Here is a 19,560-nt window from a genome sequence, read left to right as displayed (position 1 = left end):
CATGCCCCGTCATACCGTCAACATGCCGCATGCGGATCGCCTCTACATCGGCGGACGCTGGGTGGCGCCCGCTTCCGCCGAAACCTTCGCCGTGCTCAACTGCGCAACCGAAGAAGTCGTTGCGCACGCAGCCATGGCCACCGAGACGGACGTCGATGCCGCCGTGCGCGCCGCGCGTGACGCGTTCGATCGCGGGCCGTGGCCGCAGTTGTCCCCCGCCGAGCGCGCAACCTGCCTCGAGAAAATCGCCGAGCGCCTCGAAGCGCTGAACGACGATTTCGCGCGCGGCTGGAGCATCGAGTCCGGCGTGCTCTACAGGATTGCCCAGCCGCGCATCGGCCTGTTCCTGAGCGGCGCGTTTCGCCAGTACGCGGCCATGGCGCGCAGCTATCCGTTCGTCGAGCCCGCACGTTCCGTCACCGGACACCAGGCGTACCGCGTTCAGGAGCCGGTGGGCGTCGTCGCGGTCATCGTGCCGTGGAACGGCCCGGCCGGGCTGCTCGCGTACAAGATCGCGCCGGCACTGCTCGCGGGCTGCACGGTCGTCATCAAGAACTCGCCGGAAACACCGAGTTCCGGCCATCTGTTCGCGCAAATCTGCGACGAAGTCGGGTTGCCGCCCGGCGTGGTCAACATGCTGACGGCGGATCGGGCCGTGTCCGAGTCGCTCGTACGTCACCCGGGCGTGGACAAGATCACCTTCACCGGCTCCACCGCCGCGGGCCGGCGCATCGGCGCGGTCGCGGCCGAGCGCGTGGCGCGCGTCACGCTCGAGCTCGGCGGCAAGTCGCCCGCCGTGGTGCTCGACGACTACGACATCGAAACGGCCGCGAAGACGCTCGGTGCGCCGTACTTCAGCTACCTGTCGGGCCAGGTTTGCCACAGCCTCACCCGCATCATCGTGCCGCGAGCGAGGCACGATCAGATGGTCGACGCGCTGGTCGCCGCGGCGCGCGGGATGACGCTGGGCGACCCGCTCGACGACGCCACGAGCATGGGCCCGCTCGCCACGGCGGCCCAGCGCGACGCGATCGAACGACGGGTCGCCCAGGGCGTGTCGGACGGCGCACGGCTGGCAGTCGGCGGCAAGCGGCCCGCGCACCTGCCGCGCGGCTTCTTCTTCGAACCGACGGTATTCGCCAACGTGGACAACCGCTCCCGCATCGCGCAGGACGAGTTCTTCGGCCCCGTGCTGTCGGTGATTCCCGCCGACAGCGAGCAACATGCGATCGACATGGCCAACGACACGATCTTCGGGCTGAATGCCGCGGTGTTCACGCACGACACGCAGCGCGCGCTGCGTGTCGCGCGCCTGTTGCGCGCGGGGTCGGTCGGACACAACGCGTCGCGCACCGATTTCTCGATCGGCTTCGGCGGCTTCAAGCAATCGGGCGTGGGCCGCGAAGGCGGCGTGGGCGGCCTCGAAGCGTTCCTCGAATCCAAGACCGTGGTACTGGACCAGCCGGCCGAGTGAGCGCCGGCATACGAACGATCGCATGACAACAGGAGGAGCAACGGATGAACACTGAATCCAACGACGCAGCGCCGCACGACTGGATGATCCATTCGCGCATCAAGGGGCTGGTCGCGCTGGTGGTCGGCGCGGGCAGCGGCATGGGCGAAGCCAGCGCGAAAACCTTCGCGGCAAACGGCGGCGCGGTCGCCGTTGCCGACATGAATGCGGGCAACGCCGAACGCGTGGCCGGCGAGATCGCGCGTCACGACGGCCATGCCATTGCGCTCGGCCTCGACGTATCGAAACAGTCGGACATCGACGCGGCCATCGCCAGAACGGTCGAACACTTCGGAAGGCTCGACGTCGTCATCAACACCGCCGCGCTGGTGCGTTCCGGGATGCTCGAGGACGTGCCGATCGACGAATGGCGCAGCGGCTTCCAGGTCAACGTGGACGGCGCGCTAATGCTCGCGCGCAGCGCACTGCCGCACCTGAAGAAGAGCCCCCACGCGGCGATCGTGAACACGGCTTCGCTGGCGGGCGTGCACGGCTATTCGCAGGGCGGCGCGTATGGCCCGAGCAAGGCGGCGCTCATCACGCTCAGCCGGCAGATGGCGCACGAGTGGGCGTCGTACGGCGTGCGTGTGAACGTCGTGCTTCCCGGCGTCATCGACACGCCGATGGCGCGCGGCTCGGTGCCGCAGGATCTGCTCGACCAGCTTGCGGCGATGCTGCCGATGAGCCGGATAGGCCAGCCGTCGGAAGTCGCCGACCTGATCGTGTACCTCGCGTCGCCCGCGGCCGGCTACATCACGGCCCAGTCGATCGCATGCGACGGCGGCATGTCGCACATGATGTTCGCGAAACCGATGGGCAAGTAAGCGCGCTTCGCACCCTGCCTGCGCCGTTCGCGGCGAGGGTCCGTCCGGTCCTCGTCGCCCGCGCTCACACGCCGCAACGCGAAGGAACAGGCGACGGGCATCGTTCGTCCGATATCCGCCAGGCCGGCCGCTGCTCGCGGCGGCCGGCTTCCCGCACATCGCTTCCCCTCTCCCAAGACACGCGTGCCGACAGCGTGAATTCGCTCGCAATCCCTGCGATGAAATATTCGGCAACAAGCAGGCGAGCCGATTCACCCGAGAAAATTCGTTCCACCGGACAAAACACGACTGGACACGGACATTCCGTCGCGATCGCTTGAATCCAGCCGCCATAACCTGCAATGAAGCGGCTTCAAGAAAGATATTATGGATAACGGATGATATTCGTTCCGTCTGAATCCATTGAATGAATTGAAGTACGGAACGCTGAATTTCAGCCAATGGACCTTTGCATGAATACACGAATTCGCCTCGGGTTATACCCAATGGAGATTCGATGTCATGCACTCCAATCTACCTAACGTTAGATTGCTGTCGGACTGACGAGAGCCCGTTCGCACCGCACATTGCACATACCGGTACCTCCGTCGCAACCATAAAATCGCCGCACCGCCGAAGCACGCCGACACGAATCGTTTCTTCATCTCTTATTAAATTCGGACATCGAAATGAATGTAAGCCGATCATCAGGTTTGGGTACGACGAAGACCATCCTCGCACTTGGCATGGCGCTCATGCCCGCATGGTCATGGGCGCAAAGCAGCGTCACGCTTTACGGCACGCTCGATACGGGCCTGCTGTTCACCAACAAGACACTCAACTCGATGACCGGTACGAACGGCGGCAAGCAGGTCAGCCTCATCAACGGCGGCCTGGAACCCTCCAATTTCGGTCTGTTCGGGCAGGAAGACCTCGGTGGCGGCCTGAAGGCGACCTTCAGACTGGAAAGCGGCGTGAGCGTCGTCAACGGCGGCTTCGACAACAGCAACGGCAATTTCTTCGGCCGCCAGGCATGGCTGGCCCTCGACGGCAACTTCGGCCAACTGAAGGCCGGCGTGCAGTATTCGCCTTTCGTGCTGGCGATCTACGAGGCTGACCCGCGCAACGCGGGCCAGTTCGGCACGTCGTTCTCCGTCTACGGCGCCAATACGTTCGTCGGCACTTTCAATCCGAATGCGATCACCTATACGAGCCCGAAGATCGCCGGGTTTTCCGCCAGCGCGATGTATGCGTTCGGCGGCGTGCCGGGCGACTATCGCGCGGGGCAGCAGTATTCGGTCAGCGCGCGCTACGAGTTTCACGGCCTGGTCGTGAACGCCGCGATGTACGACTCGAGTTCGGCCAGAAGCACCGCGGCGCTGACGCCCTTCCAGCAACCGTTCCTCGGACGGATGATCGGGCTCGGCTACCACTTCGGCACGTTCGCGGTGAAGGGCTCGTTCACGAGCTACAAGCTGCCGACGACGGTCGTCGGCGGTGTGACGAACGGCGGCACCAACAACGTGTGGAATCTCGGCTTCGACTACTATCCGCTGCCGCAGCTCGATATCAACTCGGGCGTGTGGTACATCCGCGATCCGCAGGACGCGAACAATCACACGCTGCTCGGTGCGCTGACGACGCGCTACTTCCTGTCGAAAGCGACGTCGCTGTATGTGGAGGTCGGCGCGGCGAACAATCACGGCCGGGAAAAATTCGGCCTGTCGATCGACAACGCGCTGTACGGCGCGCCGGGCACGACGATCGGCGCGATCATCGGGATCAACAAGCGTTTCTAGACGTTTCCCTTGCGGCACGATGCAACGCGCATTCCTCTGTTCGGCCGGGGTACGGAACATTCCGGCAGTCTCGCTTGACTCGATTGCAAACCGCCGCGAACGTATGCGGTGCATGTCGATTTCCGTTCGGCATGCATGACATTTCGGCAACGTAGCGCCGGGAGCCTGTCGCAAGAGGATCACGAGTGACGGGCGCTCCGGCCGCGGTTGCGCAACGCGAATGCAATCGGATCATGAAGAATGCGATGACGACGGGAACGCATGCAACAGGCCCGGCCGGCACGACACACACCTGGAACGGCACCGACGGCATCCGGCTCGTGGGCCGTTCGTGGGGTGACCCCGACGGCGCGCCGGTCGTCCTGCTGCACGGCAGCGGGCAGACGCATCACGCATGGAGCGGCATGGGCCGCGCCCTCGCCGCGACGGGTTTTCATGCCGTCGCCTTCGACGCGCGTGGTCATGGCGAGTCAGACTGGTCGCCGACCGGCAACTACAGCCAGGGCGCGATGATTCGCGATCTCGAGCGCGTCGCCGCGATGTTCGACGGCCGTCGGCCGATACTCGTCGGTGCGGGCCTGGGCGGCGGCACGAGCCTGCTCGCGGTCGGCGAAGGTTTTCTCGATGCCGAAGCGCTCGTGCTCGTCAACATTGCGCCATACATCGAACCGGCGGGCGTCTTGCGCCTGCAGTCGTTCATGCGGCAGCCGCCGGAGGGTTTCGCGTCGCCGGACGAAGCCGTCGACGCGATCCGCAACTATCGCTCGCAGCCGGCGCATGCGCTCACGCACGAAAGCCTGACCCGTAGCCTGCGCTACGACGATGGAAAATATCGCTGGCATTGGGACCCGCACTTTCTCGCATGGCCGCGAGACCTGGCGCGCCGTCATGCGCGCTTCGCGGCCAGCGCACGCCGCCTGACGCTGCCGACGCTGCTGGTGCGCGGAGAGGATTCGGAAATCGTCAGCAAGGCAGGCGCACGCGAATTCCTCGACCTGTGCCCGCACGCGGAATATGCGGACGTACGCGACGTCGGCCACACGGTCGCGGGGGAACACAACGACCTGTTCGGCCATACCGTGCTTCGCTTTCTCGAGCGCCGGATGTCGCGCGGCCCGGCTTTGCGCGATCGCGCGGTCGCCTGATCCGGCCGCGTCGTGAAGCGCACGGCGCGGCCGATCCGCTACGCAGCGTCAGGACGATGCGGCCAGCTCGGCTTTGCGGCTGCTTCGCCTGGCTTTCGTCGCGGGCTTCGCACCTGCTTCCGGCTTCACGCCCTCGAAGAACATCGTGCTGAGCTGATCGGCAACCTTGTCCAGCGAGCCCTTCTTCGGGTCGAACCAGGTCTGGACGGAGTTGATGCAACCGAGGACGAACACGCGACACAGCGCGATGTCGACGTCCTCGCGCAGGAATCCTTCGGCGCGCAAGTCGTCGAACACGGCCGTCCACAGCTGCTGATGGCGCTCGCGCCGCTTGACCTGGCGCTCCCGCACCTTGTCCGGAAGCTGGGTCAGCAGCCGGCCGTGCGCAAGCGCGTAGTCGCCGAACTTGATCAGCGCGCTCATCTGCCCGAGCAGCGCCGCCTTGAAGCGGGCTTCGGCCGTCGCATCGGGCGGCAGCGCGTCGAAATGGTCCTTGATGTGCTGCACGATGCTGTCCGCGCCGTGCTCCATCACGACGTCGACCAGTTCTTCCTTCGACGAGAAGTGATAGTAGATGCTGGCTGCCTCGATCCCGGCCTGGTCGGCAATGGCGCGCATCGTCGTCGCGGCATAGCCCTGTGTCGCAAAGGAGCGTGCGGCAAGCCGCAGCAAGGTTTCCCGGGTATCCGCGCTGGGATTTACATTTCGCTTTCGCACGTTCGTGTATCAGCCGTCCGCTGTTATCAAGATGAAATAGGAAATCCGGATGCCGCATGAACGGCGCCCGGCCGGCAGCGTCGTGCAGGACGCTTGCGAGTGATCATCCCGTGCCGTTCCGGTTCGCCGATGGCGGCCGCTGGCGTGCTCCGTCTCCCCGGGGTGCTGCCTGATCCTCTCGGATGCCGCCATGCGGCACAAAACTAATGTTTGAGAGGGTAGCGTATTTTCAGGGCGCGAGCCAGCGAACCCGGACGCGGCTGGTCGGCCCGCCGCGCGTGGCCGGGCGGCCCCGCGATTGCCTGAATCTCTCGCCGGCGGATCGGCGTCGCGAAGCCGCCCGCCGGCTATGGCCGAACCGCATATCGGCCGCACGATCACTGTACGGAACGCGTCTGCCGGCCGCATTGACACGCATGCGCGCAGCGGCGAAGTTTGAAGGCGCGGCAGACCCGACGACCGGTCCGCCCTTCTCCGTTCCGTCAATCATCGCCCTGTCATGCCCTCATCAACCGAATCCGCCGGACGAGCCCCGACCCGACCGGGCAACCGGCTTCCCGGTACCCCCGATCCCATGCATCTGTGGCGTGCGTCCGATGGTGTGCAACTCGCCGGCGATACGTGGGGGCATCCGGATGCCCCGCTCGTCGTGCTGCTCCATGGCGGCGGCCAGACACGTCATGCATGGGGCGGCACGGGCGCGCTGCTGGGCGGCGCGGGCTACTTCTCCGTCGCCTACGACGCGCGCGGGCATGGAGACTCCGACTGGAGCCCCGAGGGCGACTACAGCCAGGACGCGTTCGTCAGCGATCTGCGCGACGTCGTCGATGCGCTTGGCGGGCGCCGCCCGGTGCTCATCGGCGCATCGCTGGGTGGCGGCACCAGCCTGGTCGCGATCGGTGAGCGCCGAATCGATGCGCGCGCGCTGATCCTGGTCGACATCGTGCCGTACACCGAGCCGGCCGGCGTTGCGCGCATCAGGACCTTCATGCAGCAGAATCCGGACGGCTTCGGCTCGCTCGACGAGGTCGCCGACGCGATCGGCCGTTACCGCCCGAACCGATCGCGCCCGGGCAATCACGCCGGCCTGTCGAAGAACGTCCGGCTCGGCGACGACGGCCGCTACCACTGGCACTGGGACCCGCGCTTCCTCGCGGGGACGACCGACCTGCATGCGCGTCATGCGCGCTTCTCGGCCTGTGCGCGCAACCTCGCGCTCCCCACGCTGCTGGTGCGCGGCGGCAGTTCCGATGTGGTCAGCGAGGCGGGCGTTCGCGAGTTTCTCGAACTCTGTCCGCATGCGGAGTACGTGAATGTCGCCGCGGCGGGACACATGGTCGCCGGCGACCGCAACGACGTGTTCGGCCAGGCCGCCGAACAGTTTCTCGCGCGCCACGTCGCCGCCGCATAAGCGCGACGCGCGGGTGCCCGGACGCCCGCGCATGCGGATCGCGCCGATTCAGATCGGCGGCGTTTCAGGCGACGTCGAGAAATGATGCTGGCGTATTTTCCATTCGTCCTGTTGCAGCCCGATCACAAGCGTCGTGCGCAAGCGCGAGCGTGACGTGTTGCCGTCGCCGAGCACGAACGCGAATTCGCCGTAGCCTTGCGCAAGAAAGCAGTCGTCGCTCAACCGGATGAAGTGCTGCTCCACCAGCGCCAGCGTGGCCGACCGGATCACTCCGTCGTACGAAGCGAAGTACGCGCGAATCGCGTCGCGCCCGGCCGAATGGCCGGGCCGGCCGCCAAAGAACAGCGCATCCGCGGTGTAGATGCCCGTCAGCGCATCGGGATTCCAGTCGCGCGCGGCCGCGTTCCAAGCGGCCTGCACGATCGCCAGCGCGGGGCCGGGCGTGCCGGTCGTTCCAACCATCATGTCTTCTCCTTTCCTCGGGGGCGCCGGCCGCTGCCGTTGCCGATTGCATCCGCCGATCCGCCGGTCCGTCATCGTCACCCCTGTGCGCGGCGGACGCCGGCCGGAGCGGCGCTCGTCAGACCATCTGCATCACGTCCGCCGTGGCCGCGCGGGTGGAGCGGAACGCGTTCGCAGGATGCGTCATGTCGGCATAACCGAACCCGATGCCGCAGACGAATTTCCGCTCGTCGCCGATACCGAAATAACGGCGGATGAATCGGGCGTGATGAGCCAGCGCCGCCTGCGCCGTCGTCGCAATGCCGTGCGCCCGCGCCGCCAGCATGAACGTCGCGACGAACGCGCCGCAGTCGAGCGCCGCATACGGCCCCAGTTCGGCCGGTATCGTCAGCAACGCGACATGCGGCGCGCCGAACAGCCGGAAGTTCTCCGCGACCTGCCGCTCGCGCGCCGGCCTGTCGCTGCGTGCGATGCCGAGCGCCGCATAGAGCGCGTATCCGACTTCCCTGCGCCGCTCGCCGTACACGCCGCGATATTCGTCCGGGAACGGTATGTCGGAGTCGATCCCGGGATACTGCGTGGCATGCGCGACGAGCGCCTCGCGGAAGCGCTCGGTCGTGTCGCGCGACGTCACGGTCGCGTGCCACGGCTGCACGTTGCACCACGACGCCGCGCGTTTCGCGATGTCGACGATGCGCTCGATCATGTCGGTCGGCACGGCATCCGGCAGGTACGCGCGGCAGGTGAAACGCCCGCACGAAAGGCGCTCGATCGCTTCCGCGTCGGCGATCGGCCGGACACCCCAATCCTCGTACTCGGCTTGCGCTTGCATGAAACGTCTCCGGTTACCGGCACCTGACGGCGCCATATCGATTCAATATAACTATCATTAGTTAGCTTTCGAAGCCGGCTGGCGTTCGCGTGCGCACCGATGTTCAGGGCTCGCAGTCGACGTCGCTCAGGATGAAGGACAGCGTCTCGGCCGCCGCCTTCAATTCGGGCGTCACGCGCTGGCGGATCGCCGTGATGTCCGGCTCCAGTTCCACGGCCCCGCAATTCAGCGCCATCAGCGTACGGGTGCGGCCGACCACGATCGGCAACGCGATGCCGTAGGCATTACGCTGATATTCGCCGACCGACATGCACACGCCCGACTGCTTCAGATCGTCGAACGCCGCATCGAGGTTCTCGCGGACGGTGTCCGCATCGTTGCCCGCCGCGTCGAGCAGCTCGGCCATCAACGGCTCGCGCGCCGCGTCCGGCAGCCCGTACAGATACGCACGGCCGACCGCGGTCGTCGCCATCGGCAGCAGCGAACCGACGCCAAGGCGCAGCGTCGCGATCCGGGCGCTCGCGCGCCACGCGATATACACCATGTCGAGCCGATGCGGGACCGCGAGCGCGACCGACAGGTTCAGCTTGTCGGCCAGCTTCTGCATCACGGGCGTGACGAGACGCGTGACGGGATTCGCTTCCAGATACGCGTGGCCGATGCTCAATGCGCCGGCACTGAGCTCGAACTGACGCCCGCCGCCCACCCTGCGCAGGTAGCCGATCGAGATCAGCGTCGTGGTCAGCCGCGATACCGTGGCTTTCGGCAGGCCGGTGCGCCGCACCAGTTCCGCGTTGGACAGCGGCGCGCGGGCCGCACGAAACGCGTGGAGCACCTCGAGCCCGCGCTCGACGGTCAGCGTGACGCCCTGTTGCTTGTCGGTCCGGTTCATGTTCGAGTCAGTCGATGACGACCGCCTGCTCCTGCAGATGCTGTGCCGCCGCCACCAGCCGCGGCCCGAGTTCGCGTTCGACCCGCGCGCGCCCGAGCCGCGCGCTGCGACCGATACAGGCGAGCACGAGCGGCGTGTGATCCTGCACCACCAGCGGCACCGCGAGGATCGTCAGGTCCGGCTCCCACTCGCCGAGCGACAGGCAATAGCCGACGTTGTGCACCTGCGAAATGCCTTCGCTGATGCGGCGGCGCAGGTTGGGCCAGTCGCGCCCCGTCTTGCGTTCGATGTTGCCGAGCAGGTAGAAGCGTTCGAGTTCCGGCAACGCGGCCAGCAACGCCCAGCCCATCGGCGACGACGCGATGCGCAGACGGGTGCCCGCGTACAGCTTCAGGTCAACCGACGCGGGCTTGGCCGCGCACGTTTCCAGCACGATCACGTCGAGACGGTCGCGCGTGCCGAGCATCACGTAGGTGTCGCTCGCGTTCGCGAACGCCTGCATCTCGAGTCGCGCGAGCAGTTGAACGTTGGAATGCGCGATCGCCGCGTAGCCGAGCGACAGCACGGGGGCCGCCAGCCGATACTTGCGGCGCTGCGGCGAGTAATGAAGATAGCCGAGCGCGACGAGCGAGCGCAGCATCCGCGACACCGTCGGCGCGGGGATGCCCGTTTCGATCACGAGTTCCTGATTGCCAAGCCAAGGCTCGTGCGGAGAGAACGCGGCCAGGATGGCCAGGCTTCTCGCCAGCGGCACGACCATCGCGCGGGAGGCATTCGCGCCGTCCGGGCTCTCGCCGTCGCCGATCGGCGCATCGTGCCAACTCGCGTTTTCCTGTGCTGCCAGGGGCAGCGCTGCCCGGTGTGCCTGCGGTGACATCGATTGCTCCGTTCGTCTCGATCCGGCTCTGGAAGCGGCCATGAACTGCTCGTCCCGACCGGTCGGGGCGGGACGCCACATGCGGTGGCGGCGCTCGCCCCATGCGACCGTCCGATGGCTTCATTACACGAGCCAACCGGGAAGCGAGTCAATTGTAGCGCCGATATGTTCCGTACTTTGAAACACGAATCGAAGCGACAATCGGGCACCCACGGTCGGGCGCAGGGCTTCCCAACTATTTCGAGACGGAACGCGCGCGGGAAGATCGATCAATGTACGGAACACGGAATCGATTCCGGACACGCGTCGCGCCGCCGCAGCTGGCGCGCGGCCCGCCATCCCCGAACCCGATCGATTCGAGCCATGCCTGCAAGGCAGGCCGCTGGGTGGCGACGGCCTGCCGCATCACGCATCCGGCGACGCGCGGGTTACGCCGCGCCCTTCAACTCGATCAGCAGATCCTTCGCCGCGACGCGCTCGCCCGGCTTCACATGCACGGCCGCGATTTCGCAATCGCGCTCTGCCGCGATGTGGGTTTCCATTTTCATCGCCTCCAGCGCGATCAGCGTCGTGCCGGCCGTTACGCGCTGGCCCGGCCGCACCGCCACCGTCACGACCGACCCCGGCATCGGCGCGGCCACGTGCAGCGGATTCGCCGGATCGGCCCGCTGCAGGCCATGCCGCTCCTTGCCCGCATGCACGACCGTCTTCTGCTCGACGAGCGCCGTGCGCGACTGGCCGTTCAGTTCGAACTGCACCTTCACCACGCCGTCCTGCGCATCGGCGTGCTGCCCCTGCAGCGACACGAGCAGCGTCTTGCCCGGCGAAATGTCGATCGCCACTTCCTCCTGCGGCTGCAGCCCGTACAGGAACGCGGGCGTCGGTACCACCGACGTGTCGCTGTACGCGCGCACGTGCGCGTAGTAGTCGACCGTCTGCTTCGGATACATCAGGTACGACGCCAGTTGCCGGTCGTCGAGCGGCTGCTCGCACGCGGCCTCGGCCTGCTTGCGCACCGCGGCCAGATCGACCGGCGGAATCTGGTCGCCCGGGCGATACGGCGCCGGCGGCTCGCTCTTGAGCACCTTGCGCGACAGCTCCGCCGGGAAGCCGTCCGGCGGGAAGCCCAGTTCGCCCTTGAACAGCGACACGACCGATTCCGGGAACGCGATGTCCTTGTCCGGATTGCGCACGTCGTCCACGCTCAGGTCGTTCGCGACCATCATCAGCGCCATGTCGCCGACCACCTTCGACGTCGGCGTGACCTTGACGATGTCGCCGAACAGCCGGTTCACGTCCGCATACGCGCGCGATACCTCGGTCCAGCGATGATCGATGCCGAGCGAGCGCGCCTGCTCGCGCAGATTCGTATATTGGCCACCCGGCATTTCGTGGCGGTACACGTCGGCCGTGCCCGCGCGAATCTCCGATTCGAACGGCGCGTAGTAGCGGCGCACGCCTTCCCAGTACATCGATGCTTCGTGCAGGCGGTCCGGGTTCAACCCCGGATCGCGCGCGCTGCCGGCCAGCGCGGCCGCGATGCTCGACAGGTTCGGCTGCGAGGTCAGCCCGCTCATCGCGTCGAGTGCGCCATCCACCGCGTCGCAGCCGGCTTCGACCGCCGCGAGCACCGACGCTGCGGCGATGCCGCTCGTGTCGTGCGTATGGAAATGCACGGGCAGCCCGGTTTCTTCCTTGAGCGTCTTCACGAGCGTCGCGACCGCCTGCGGGCGGCAGATGCCGGCCATGTCCTTGATGCCGAGCACGTGCACGCCGGCCTGCTGCAGTTCGCGCGCGATGCCGACGTAATACTTGAGGTCGTACTTCGAACGCGACGTGTCGAACAGGTCGCCGGTGTAGCAGATCGCGCCTTCGCACAGCATCCCGCTTTCGCCCACCGCATCGATTGCGACGCGCATGTTGCGCACCCAGTTCAGCGAGTCGAACACGCGGAACACGTCGACGCCCGCGCTTGCCGCCTGCTGCACGAAGAAGCGCACGACGTTGTCCGCGTAGTTCGTATAGCCGACCGCGTTCGAGCCGCGCAGCAGCATCTGGAACAGGATGTTCGGCACGCGCTCGCGCAGCAGCGCGAGGCGTTCCCACGGGTCTTCCTTCAGGAAGCGCAGCGCGACGTCGAAGGTCGCGCCGCCCCAGCATTCGAGCGAGAACAGCTGCGACAGCTCGCGCGCGTAGAACGGTGCGATCGGCAGCATGTCGGCGGTGCGCATGCGCGTCGCGAACAGCGACTGGTGCGCATCGCGCATTGTCGTGTCGGTCAGCAGCACTTCTTTCCGGTCGAGCATCCAGCGCGCGAACTTTTCCGGTCCGAGTGCGTGCAGCCGGTCGCGCGTGCCGGCCGGAATCGCCACCGCCGTATCGACCTTCGGTAGCACCGGCTTCGACAGCGGCAGCGCCGGCAGCGTGCGGCCGTTCACCTCGGCATTGCCGTTCACGTTCAGCTCGCCGAGATAGCGCAGCAGCTTCGTCGCACGATCGCCGCGCTTCGCGAATTCGAGTAGTTCAGGGGTCCTGTCGATGAAGCGCGTCGTCACGTCGCCCGCAATGAAGGCCGGATGGTTGATCACGTTTTCCAGGAACTGCAGGTTCGACGTGACGCCGCGAATCCGGAACTCGCGCAGCGCGCGATCCATCCGATGAATCGATTCGGCCGCCGTCGGCGCCCACGTCGTTACCTTGACGAGCAGCGAGTCGTAGTACGGCGTGATCACCGCGCCGCCGTACGCGGTGCCCGCGTCGAGCCGCACGCCGAAGCCCGCCGCGCTGCGGTACGCGGTCAGCCGCCCGTAATCGGGCAGGAAATCGTTCTCCGGGTCTTCGGTCGTGATCCGGCATTGCAGCGCATAGCCGTTCAGCGGAATCGCGTGCTGCGCCGGCACGCCGGCCGCACGCTCGACGATCGCGCCGTCGCCGTTCGCGACGTCCTCTGCCAGCCCGATCCGTCCGCCTTCCGTGATGCGGATCTGCGCCTTCACGATGTCGATCCCGGTGATCATCTCGGTCACCGTGTGCTCGACCTGAATGCGCGGGTTCACCTCGATGAAGTAGAACTGGCCGCTGTCGGCATCCATCAGGAATTCGACGGTGCCTGCATGCGTATAGCCCACGGCGCGCATCAGCCGCAGCGCCGATTCGCACAGCGCGTGACGGCCATCGTGATCGAGATACGGCGCCGGCGCGCGCTCGACCACCTTCTGGTTGCGCCGCTGCACCGTGCAGTCGCGTTCGTACAGGTGCACGACCGTGCCGTGCAGGTCGCCGAGCACCTGCACTTCGACGTGCCGCGCGTTGCGCACGAGCTTCTCGACGTACACCTCGTCGTTGCCGAACGCGGCCAGCGCTTCGCGCCGCGCGACAGGCAGCAGGGTCTCGAGGTCCTGAGCACTTTCCAGCACGCGCATCCCGCGCCCGCCGCCGCCCCAGCTCGCCTTGAGCATCAGCGGATAGCCGACTTCTTCGGCCAGCGCCTTGCAAGCGTCGAGATCGTCCGGCAGCGGCGCGGTCGCGGGCATCACCGGCACGCCGGCCGCGATCGCCGCATTGCGCGCGGCCACCTTGTTGCCGAGCGTGCGCATCACGCCGGGCGACGGGCCGATCCAGCGGATGCCGGCGTCGATCACGGCCTGCGCGAACTCGGGGTTCTCGGACAGGAAGCCGTAACCGGGGTGAATCGCGTCGACCTTCGCCTGCCGCGCGACACGCAGGATGTCGTCGATGTCCAGATACGCGGCGAGCGGCTTCTTGCCCTCGCCGATCAGGTAGCTCTCGTCCGCCTTGAAGCGATGCAGCGCGAGCCGGTCTTCCTTCGAATACACGGCCACCGTACGCATGTTCAGCTCGGCGGCGGCACGCATCACGCGGATCGAGATTTCCGAGCGGTTCGCGATCAGGATGGACTGGATGGGGGTAGGCGTCACGGCAGCCATGTGAATAGTGAATGGTTGAATTAAGTTCGCCGACGCGCCGCCCTCCACCCGCTTGCTTCGCTGGGCGGCGCGCGGATCGTTGCTTCGGTCAGGCGCGGGTTGCATCGTCCCGGCTTTCGCCAGCCAACATCTTCGTCATATCGCCCGATAGTCGCTATCGACATCGCGACGACGAACAGCATTCAGCCGACCAGCCGGGACGACGAACAGGAGACCGACCGGCCGGTCGTCAATCGGAACTCGGCGAGGCCGCGCCACGACCTGACCTGCCGCACCTTCAGTCGCGGTTCTCGAAAAACGGCGCGTGATCCATCCAGTCGTAGACCGCACCGGCTCTCGCCCACGCCCAGTTCGCATCGCGAAGCCGGTCGCCGGACCGCACCGTCGATCGAGCGCCACCCGCCCCTCGCTCATGCGCGATCCCGCGCGCGTCGTCCTGCGGTACGCCATTTCGCTTTTGGTCGCCAGTCATTGCATCCCCTTACGTTTGTAGAAGCTTTCCGTGCTTCGGCCACGCCCGTTCGACTCAGGAAAATGCCTGCCTGACCGGCGCGCGCCGAATACGCCGAGGCTCCATCACGCAAAAAGCAGGCCACATCGGATATCCACCCGACGGCCCCGATTCGCGGGGAGATCGTTCAAGGCCGAATTTCAGAATCCATTCAATTTTGAAATTGGCGTTCTGATTTTGAAATTGCGCCCCCCCTGCATCGCGCCGCACGTGGCCCGGGCGTACGGATGAAATCGTTCGACCTGCGCAGGGTCGCGCGGTACTTCGGCACGCTCGCCGGAACCGGTCACGACACCCGGCACGCCGCGCTTCACTGAGCGTCGCGAACCATGTTGCGGGCGATCACGATCTGCTGGATCTGCGTCGTGCCCTCATAGATGCGGAACAGGCGCACATCGCGGTAGAAGCGCTCGATCGCGTATTCGGCCATGTAGCCGGCGCCCCCGAAAATCTGCACCGCGCGATCGGCCACCCGGCCGCACATCTCGGACGCGAACAGCTTCGCGCACGACGCCTCGGTACTCACCGGCAGCTTGTCGTCGCGCCGGCGCGCGGCGTCCACCACCATGCAGCGCGCCGCGTAGATCTCGGCCTTGCTGTCGGCGAGCATCGCCTGCACGAGCTGGAAATCGGCGATCGGCTTGCCGAATTGCTTGCGCTCCATCGCATACGACAACGCCATCGACAGCATGCGCTCGGCCACGGCCACGCACACCGCTGCGATGTGGATGCGCCCTTTGTCGAGCACCTTCATTGCCGTCTTGAATCCCTGGCCCTCTTTCCCGCCGATCAGGTTCGCGGCCGGGACGCGCACGTTGTCGAAGATCACGTCACAGGTATGGGCGCCCTTCTGCCCCATCTTCTTGTCGCGCTTGCCGAAGCTGATGCCCGGCGACTTCGCGTCGACGATGAACGCCGAGATGCCGCCCGAGCCCTTGTCCTCCGGATTGGTGCGCGCCATCAGCGTGAAGATGCCGGCATGCGGCGCATTCGTGATGAAGCGCTTGGTGCCGTTGACCACGTAGTCGTCGCCGTCGCGAATCGCCGTGGTGCGCAACGACGCCGCGTCGGAGCCGGACTCCGGCTCGGTCAGCGCGAACGACGCGATCAGCTCGCCGGTCGCGAGGCGCGGCAGATACCGCTCCTGCTGCTCGGGCGTGCCGTCGAACAGGATGCCCTGCGAACCGATGCCCACGGTCGTGCCGAGCAGCGAGCGAAACACCGGCGACGCCTGGCACAGCTCGAACACCGCGAGCACCTCTTCCTCCATCGTCAGTTCCAGCCCGCCGAAGCGTTCGGGAATGGTGAGGCCGAACAGGCCCATCGCCTTCATGTCGGCGACGATGTCCTCCGGGATTTCATCGGTTTCGGCCACCTGCTCCTCGTTGGGCACGAGACGCTCGCGCACGAAGCGGGCAATGGAGTCGAGCAGGCCGTTGAGCGTTTCTTGATCGCGAATCATGTCGGTACGCCTGAAAAGGTGGAGAAAACGACGAGATCCTGCGCCCGCGACCCACGCGAAACAATCGCCCGGACGAAAACGTTCCGGAGGATGAAATCGTGCCGACGAAGCCGGTATTGGCCCGGCGGCGGCCGCGTCCCGCTCGCCTGCCAAGGTACGGAACAATGTTCGCCGATCCGTTGACCGGCTCACCCGGCGGTTCCATCGTAGGAGCTCGAATCCACTGCCGTCACGTTCGCCATGCCGCTCCAGCCCGATCGCCTGCTGTCCCGCCCGTTCCCGCTCATCGAGCATGCGTACTCGCTGCGCGACACCCAGCTCTACGCGCTCGGCCTCGGCCTCGGCGCCGATCCGCTCGACGCCGGGCAGTTGCGTTACATCTACGAAGGCCGGGACGGTGCATCGCTGCGCGCGCTGCCGACCATGGCGAACGTGCTGGCGTACCCGGGCTTCTGGGCGCGCGACGCGGATACGGGTATCACCTGGCAAAAGATCCTGCACGCGGAGCAGGAAATCAGGATTCACGCGCCGCTGCCGGCCAGCGGCCGCGTCACGGGCACGACGCGCATCACCGGCCTGTGGGACAAAGGCGAGAACAAGGGCGCGTTTCTGCAGCAGACGCGCGACATCGCCGACGCCGACGCGGGCCACCTGCTCGCGACCGTCGTGCAGCTGAGCCTGTTGCGCGGCGACGGCGGTTTCGGCGAAGGCGGCAGCACCGGCCCGCTGCCGGTGCCCCATGCGATGCCGGAGGGCGAGCCCGATCACGTCTGCGAGCTGACCACGCCCGCGCAGCTGGCGCTGATCTATCGCCTGAGCGGCGACCTGAATCCGTTGCACGCCGATCCCGCGGTGGCATCGGCGGCCGGTTTTCCGCGCCCCATCCTGCACGGCATGGCGCTGATGGGCGTCGCCGCGCACGCGGTGCTGCGCACGGTGCTGGCCTACGACGACACGCGCTTCGCAGGCATGCGCGTGCGCTTCACCGCGCCGGCGTGGCCCGGCGACACGCTGCGCACCGAAATGTGGGTACGCGACAAGACGGTTTCGCTGCGCGTCACGGCCGTGGAGCGCAACGTGGTGGTATTGACCAACGCGCGGGTCGACCTGCGCTGAACACGCAATTCTTCAGGAGACACACATGGATCTGGGTTTGACCGGCAAGGTTGCCATCGTCACCGGCTCGGCGCGCGGCCTGGGCGCCGCCACGGCGCGCCGGCTCGCGCAGGAAGGCGCGAGCGTCGTCATCACCGACATCAACGCGGAACTGGCGCAGGCCACCGCGAAGGCGCTGCGGGACGAAGGGCTGGCCGCGCACTGCATCGTGGGCGACATCACCAAGGAAGCCGACGTACAGCGTCTCGTCGACGAAACCGTCGCGCATTTCGGCGGCGTGCACATCCTGGTGAACAACGCCGGCGCGCCGCGCGACAAGTACCTCGTGAAGATGAGCGCGGACGACTGGGATTTCGTGATGAACGTGATGCTCAAGGGCGCGTTCCTGGCCGCGCGGGCCGTCATGCCGCACTTCATCGAGCAAGGTTGGGGCCGCCTGATCAACATCAGCTCGCGCGCGCACCTGGGCAACCCGACGCAGGCCAACTACTCGGCCGCGAAGGCCGGCCTGATCGGCATGGCCAAGGCGCTGTCGATGGAAGAAGGCCGCTACGGCATCACCGCGAACTGCGTGGCGCCCGGCTTCATGGAAACGGAAATGGTGCAGGCGCTGCCGACCTACGAAACGATCAAGGAGCGCGCGGTGGCGGCCCAACCGATCAAGCGCGTCGGCCGCCCGGACGACATCGCCGACGCGGTGGCGTTCCTCGCCAGCGAGCGCGCCGGCTTCATCAGCGGCGAAGTGCTGCACGTCACGGGCGGTCGCTACGGCTGATCGCACGACGGCGGACCACGGCCCTGGCAGCCAGCGCGTGACAGACACGCGATGGCGGCGGAACATTCATGACATTCAAGAGGCAATTCAAATGAAACGAGCAGCCATCGTCGCCCCGCTGCGCACTCCGGTGGGCGCATTCGGCGGAACGTTGAAGGGCGTTCCCGTCGAGGAACTCGGCGCCACCGTCGCGCGTGCGGTCGTGGAGCGCACCGGGCTCGACCCCGCGCGCATCGACGACGTCGTGTTCGCGCAAAGCTACGCGAGCGGCGAGACGCCGTGCACCGGGCGCTGGGTCGCGCTGCAGGCCGGCTTCCCGATCGAAGTGGCCGGCATGCAGCTCGATCGCCGCTGCGGCGGCGGCGTGCAGGCGCTGGCCACCGCGGCGATGATGGTGCAGACCGGCGCGGCCGACGTGGTAATGGCCGGCGGTGTCGAAAGCATGAGCAACGTCGAGTTCTATACGACCGACATGCGCTGGGGCAAGCGCGCGGGCTCGGTCACGATGCACGACCGGCTCGACCGCGGCCGCGAGCGCTCGCAGCCGGAAAGCCGTTTCGGCCGCATCAGCGGCATGATCGAAACCGCCGAGACGCTGGCGCGCGAATACGACATCACGCGCGAAGCGTCCGACCGCTTCGCCGCCCGCAGCCACCAGCGCGCCGCCGCCGCGCAGCAGGCCGGCCATTTCGACGCGGAGATCGTCCCCGTCGCCGTGCCGCAGCGCAAAGGCGATGCGCTGATCGTCAGGCAGGACGAAGGCGTACGCGGCGACACCACGCCGGACAGCCTCGCGAAGCTGCGCACGATCATGAAGGACGGCGTCGTCACGGCCGGCAACGCGTGCCAGCAGAACGATGCCGCGGCCGCATGCCTGATCGTCGCCGAGGACAAGCTCGACGAGCTGGGCCTCACGCCGATCGGCTGGCTGGTCGGCTGGGCGGCCGCCGGCTGCGACCCGGCGCGCATGGGCATCGGCCCCGTGCCGGCGGTGCAGAAGGTGCTGACGCGCACCGGCCTCACGTTCGACCAGATGGACCTGATCGAACTGAACGAAGCGTTCGCGTGCCAGGCGCTGGCCTGCGTGAAAGGCTGGGGCAGCTCGATGGCGGCGCTGGAAGACAGGCTCAACGTGAACGGCTCGGGCATTTCGCTGGGCCACCCGGTGGGCGCGACGGGCGGGCGCATCATGACCACGCTGCTGCATGAAATGCAGCGTCGCCAGGCCCGCTACGGCCTGGAAACGATGTGCATCGGCGGCGGCCAGGGCATCGCGATGATCGTCGAACGCGCATAAG

15 protein-coding genes are annotated in these 19,560 nt (G+C 66.8%); 8 read left to right on the top strand and 7 right to left on the bottom strand.

The features are described 5' to 3' along the window. The first annotated feature begins 1 nt into the window (after position 1). The 4 genes from HWX08_RS32805 (at position 2) to HWX08_RS32790 (ending at position 5,260) form a co-directional block, all read left to right on the top strand. A complete protein-coding gene (locus HWX08_RS32805) occupies positions 2–1,474 on the top strand; it encodes an aldehyde dehydrogenase (RefSeq protein ID WP_174919796.1) in 1,473 nt (490 codons plus the stop codon). A gap of 44 nt (positions 1,475–1,518) precedes the next feature. Next, positions 1,519–2,337: an SDR family NAD(P)-dependent oxidoreductase gene (locus tag HWX08_RS32800; protein WP_174919794.1), complete on the top strand. Its 819-nt coding sequence runs from the start codon at positions 1,519–1,521 to the stop codon at positions 2,335–2,337. A gap of 725 nt (positions 2,338–3,062) precedes the next feature. Beyond that, positions 3,063–4,115 (top strand): porin, encoded by a 1,053-nt coding sequence (locus HWX08_RS32795; RefSeq protein WP_174920015.1) that lies wholly within the window; start codon positions 3,063–3,065, stop codon positions 4,113–4,115. Between the two features lie 245 nt (positions 4,116–4,360). Then, a complete protein-coding gene (locus tag HWX08_RS32790; RefSeq protein ID WP_244122806.1) occupies positions 4,361–5,260 on the top strand; it encodes an alpha/beta fold hydrolase in 900 nt (299 codons plus the stop codon). 48 nt (positions 5,261–5,308) lie between these two features. On the opposite strand, the gene HWX08_RS32785 is transcribed toward HWX08_RS32790, so the two are convergent. Continuing rightward, positions 5,309–5,932, bottom strand: a complete 624-nt coding sequence (locus HWX08_RS32785) for a TetR/AcrR family transcriptional regulator (RefSeq protein WP_174919790.1) — start codon at positions 5,930–5,932, stop codon at positions 5,309–5,311. Between the two features lie 619 nt (positions 5,933–6,551). Between HWX08_RS32785 and HWX08_RS32780 the strand changes: the two genes are divergently transcribed. Continuing rightward, positions 6,552–7,388, top strand: a complete 837-nt coding sequence (locus HWX08_RS32780) for an alpha/beta fold hydrolase (protein ID WP_244122805.1) — start codon at positions 6,552–6,554, stop codon at positions 7,386–7,388. A 48-nt stretch (positions 7,389–7,436) separates the two neighbouring features. Here HWX08_RS32780 and HWX08_RS32775 read toward each other — a convergent pair whose 3' ends face one another. The 6 genes from HWX08_RS32775 to HWX08_RS32750 form a co-directional block, all read right to left on the bottom strand. Next, the gene (locus HWX08_RS32775) at positions 7,437–7,853 is read right to left on the bottom strand and encodes a YybH family protein (protein ID WP_244122804.1); all 417 of its coding nucleotides are present in this window, start codon (positions 7,851–7,853) and stop codon (positions 7,437–7,439) included. Positions 7,854–7,968: 115 nt separating this feature from the next. Beyond that, the gene (locus HWX08_RS32770; protein ID WP_174919786.1) at positions 7,969–8,682 is read right to left on the bottom strand and encodes a nitroreductase; all 714 of its coding nucleotides are present in this window, start codon (positions 8,680–8,682) and stop codon (positions 7,969–7,971) included. Positions 8,683–8,785: 103 nt separating this feature from the next. Then, positions 8,786–9,574, bottom strand: coding sequence for an IclR family transcriptional regulator (locus tag HWX08_RS32765; protein WP_174919784.1), 789 nt, complete (start codon positions 9,572–9,574; stop codon positions 8,786–8,788). Positions 9,575–9,581: 7 nt separating this feature from the next. After that, positions 9,582–10,451, bottom strand: coding sequence for an IclR family transcriptional regulator (locus HWX08_RS32760; protein ID WP_174919782.1), 870 nt, complete (start codon positions 10,449–10,451; stop codon positions 9,582–9,584). A gap of 428 nt (positions 10,452–10,879) precedes the next feature. Beyond that, on the bottom strand, positions 10,880–14,398 hold the full coding sequence (locus tag HWX08_RS32755; RefSeq protein WP_174919780.1) for a pyruvate carboxylase: 3,519 nt from the start codon (positions 14,396–14,398) through the stop codon (positions 10,880–10,882). An 821-nt stretch (positions 14,399–15,219) separates the two neighbouring features. Next, a complete protein-coding gene (locus tag HWX08_RS32750; protein WP_174920011.1) occupies positions 15,220–16,371 on the bottom strand; it encodes an acyl-CoA dehydrogenase family protein in 1,152 nt (383 codons plus the stop codon). 240 nt (positions 16,372–16,611) lie between these two features. Between HWX08_RS32750 and HWX08_RS32745 the strand changes: the two genes are divergently transcribed. The 3 genes from HWX08_RS32745 (at position 16,612) to HWX08_RS32735 (ending at position 19,559) form a co-directional block, all read left to right on the top strand. Next, positions 16,612–17,487 carry a MaoC family dehydratase gene (locus HWX08_RS32745; RefSeq protein ID WP_174919778.1) on the top strand — a complete coding sequence of 292 codons (876 nt, stop codon included), beginning with the start codon at positions 16,612–16,614 and terminating at the stop codon, positions 17,485–17,487. A gap of 25 nt (positions 17,488–17,512) precedes the next feature. After that, complete coding sequence (locus HWX08_RS32740) at positions 17,513–18,262, top strand: SDR family NAD(P)-dependent oxidoreductase (RefSeq protein ID WP_174919776.1); 750 nt, start codon at positions 17,513–17,515, stop codon at positions 18,260–18,262. 91 nt (positions 18,263–18,353) lie between these two features. Beyond that, on the top strand, positions 18,354–19,559 hold the full coding sequence (locus tag HWX08_RS32735) for an acetyl-CoA C-acetyltransferase (protein ID WP_174919774.1): 1,206 nt from the start codon (positions 18,354–18,356) through the stop codon (positions 19,557–19,559). Position 19,560 lies beyond the last annotated feature (1 nt).

Source organism: Burkholderia metallica (assembly GCF_902832845.1).
GTDB classification, from domain to species: domain Bacteria; phylum Pseudomonadota; class Gammaproteobacteria; order Burkholderiales; family Burkholderiaceae; genus Burkholderia; species Burkholderia metallica.
This window is presented reverse-complemented; position numbering and strand designations above follow the sequence as displayed.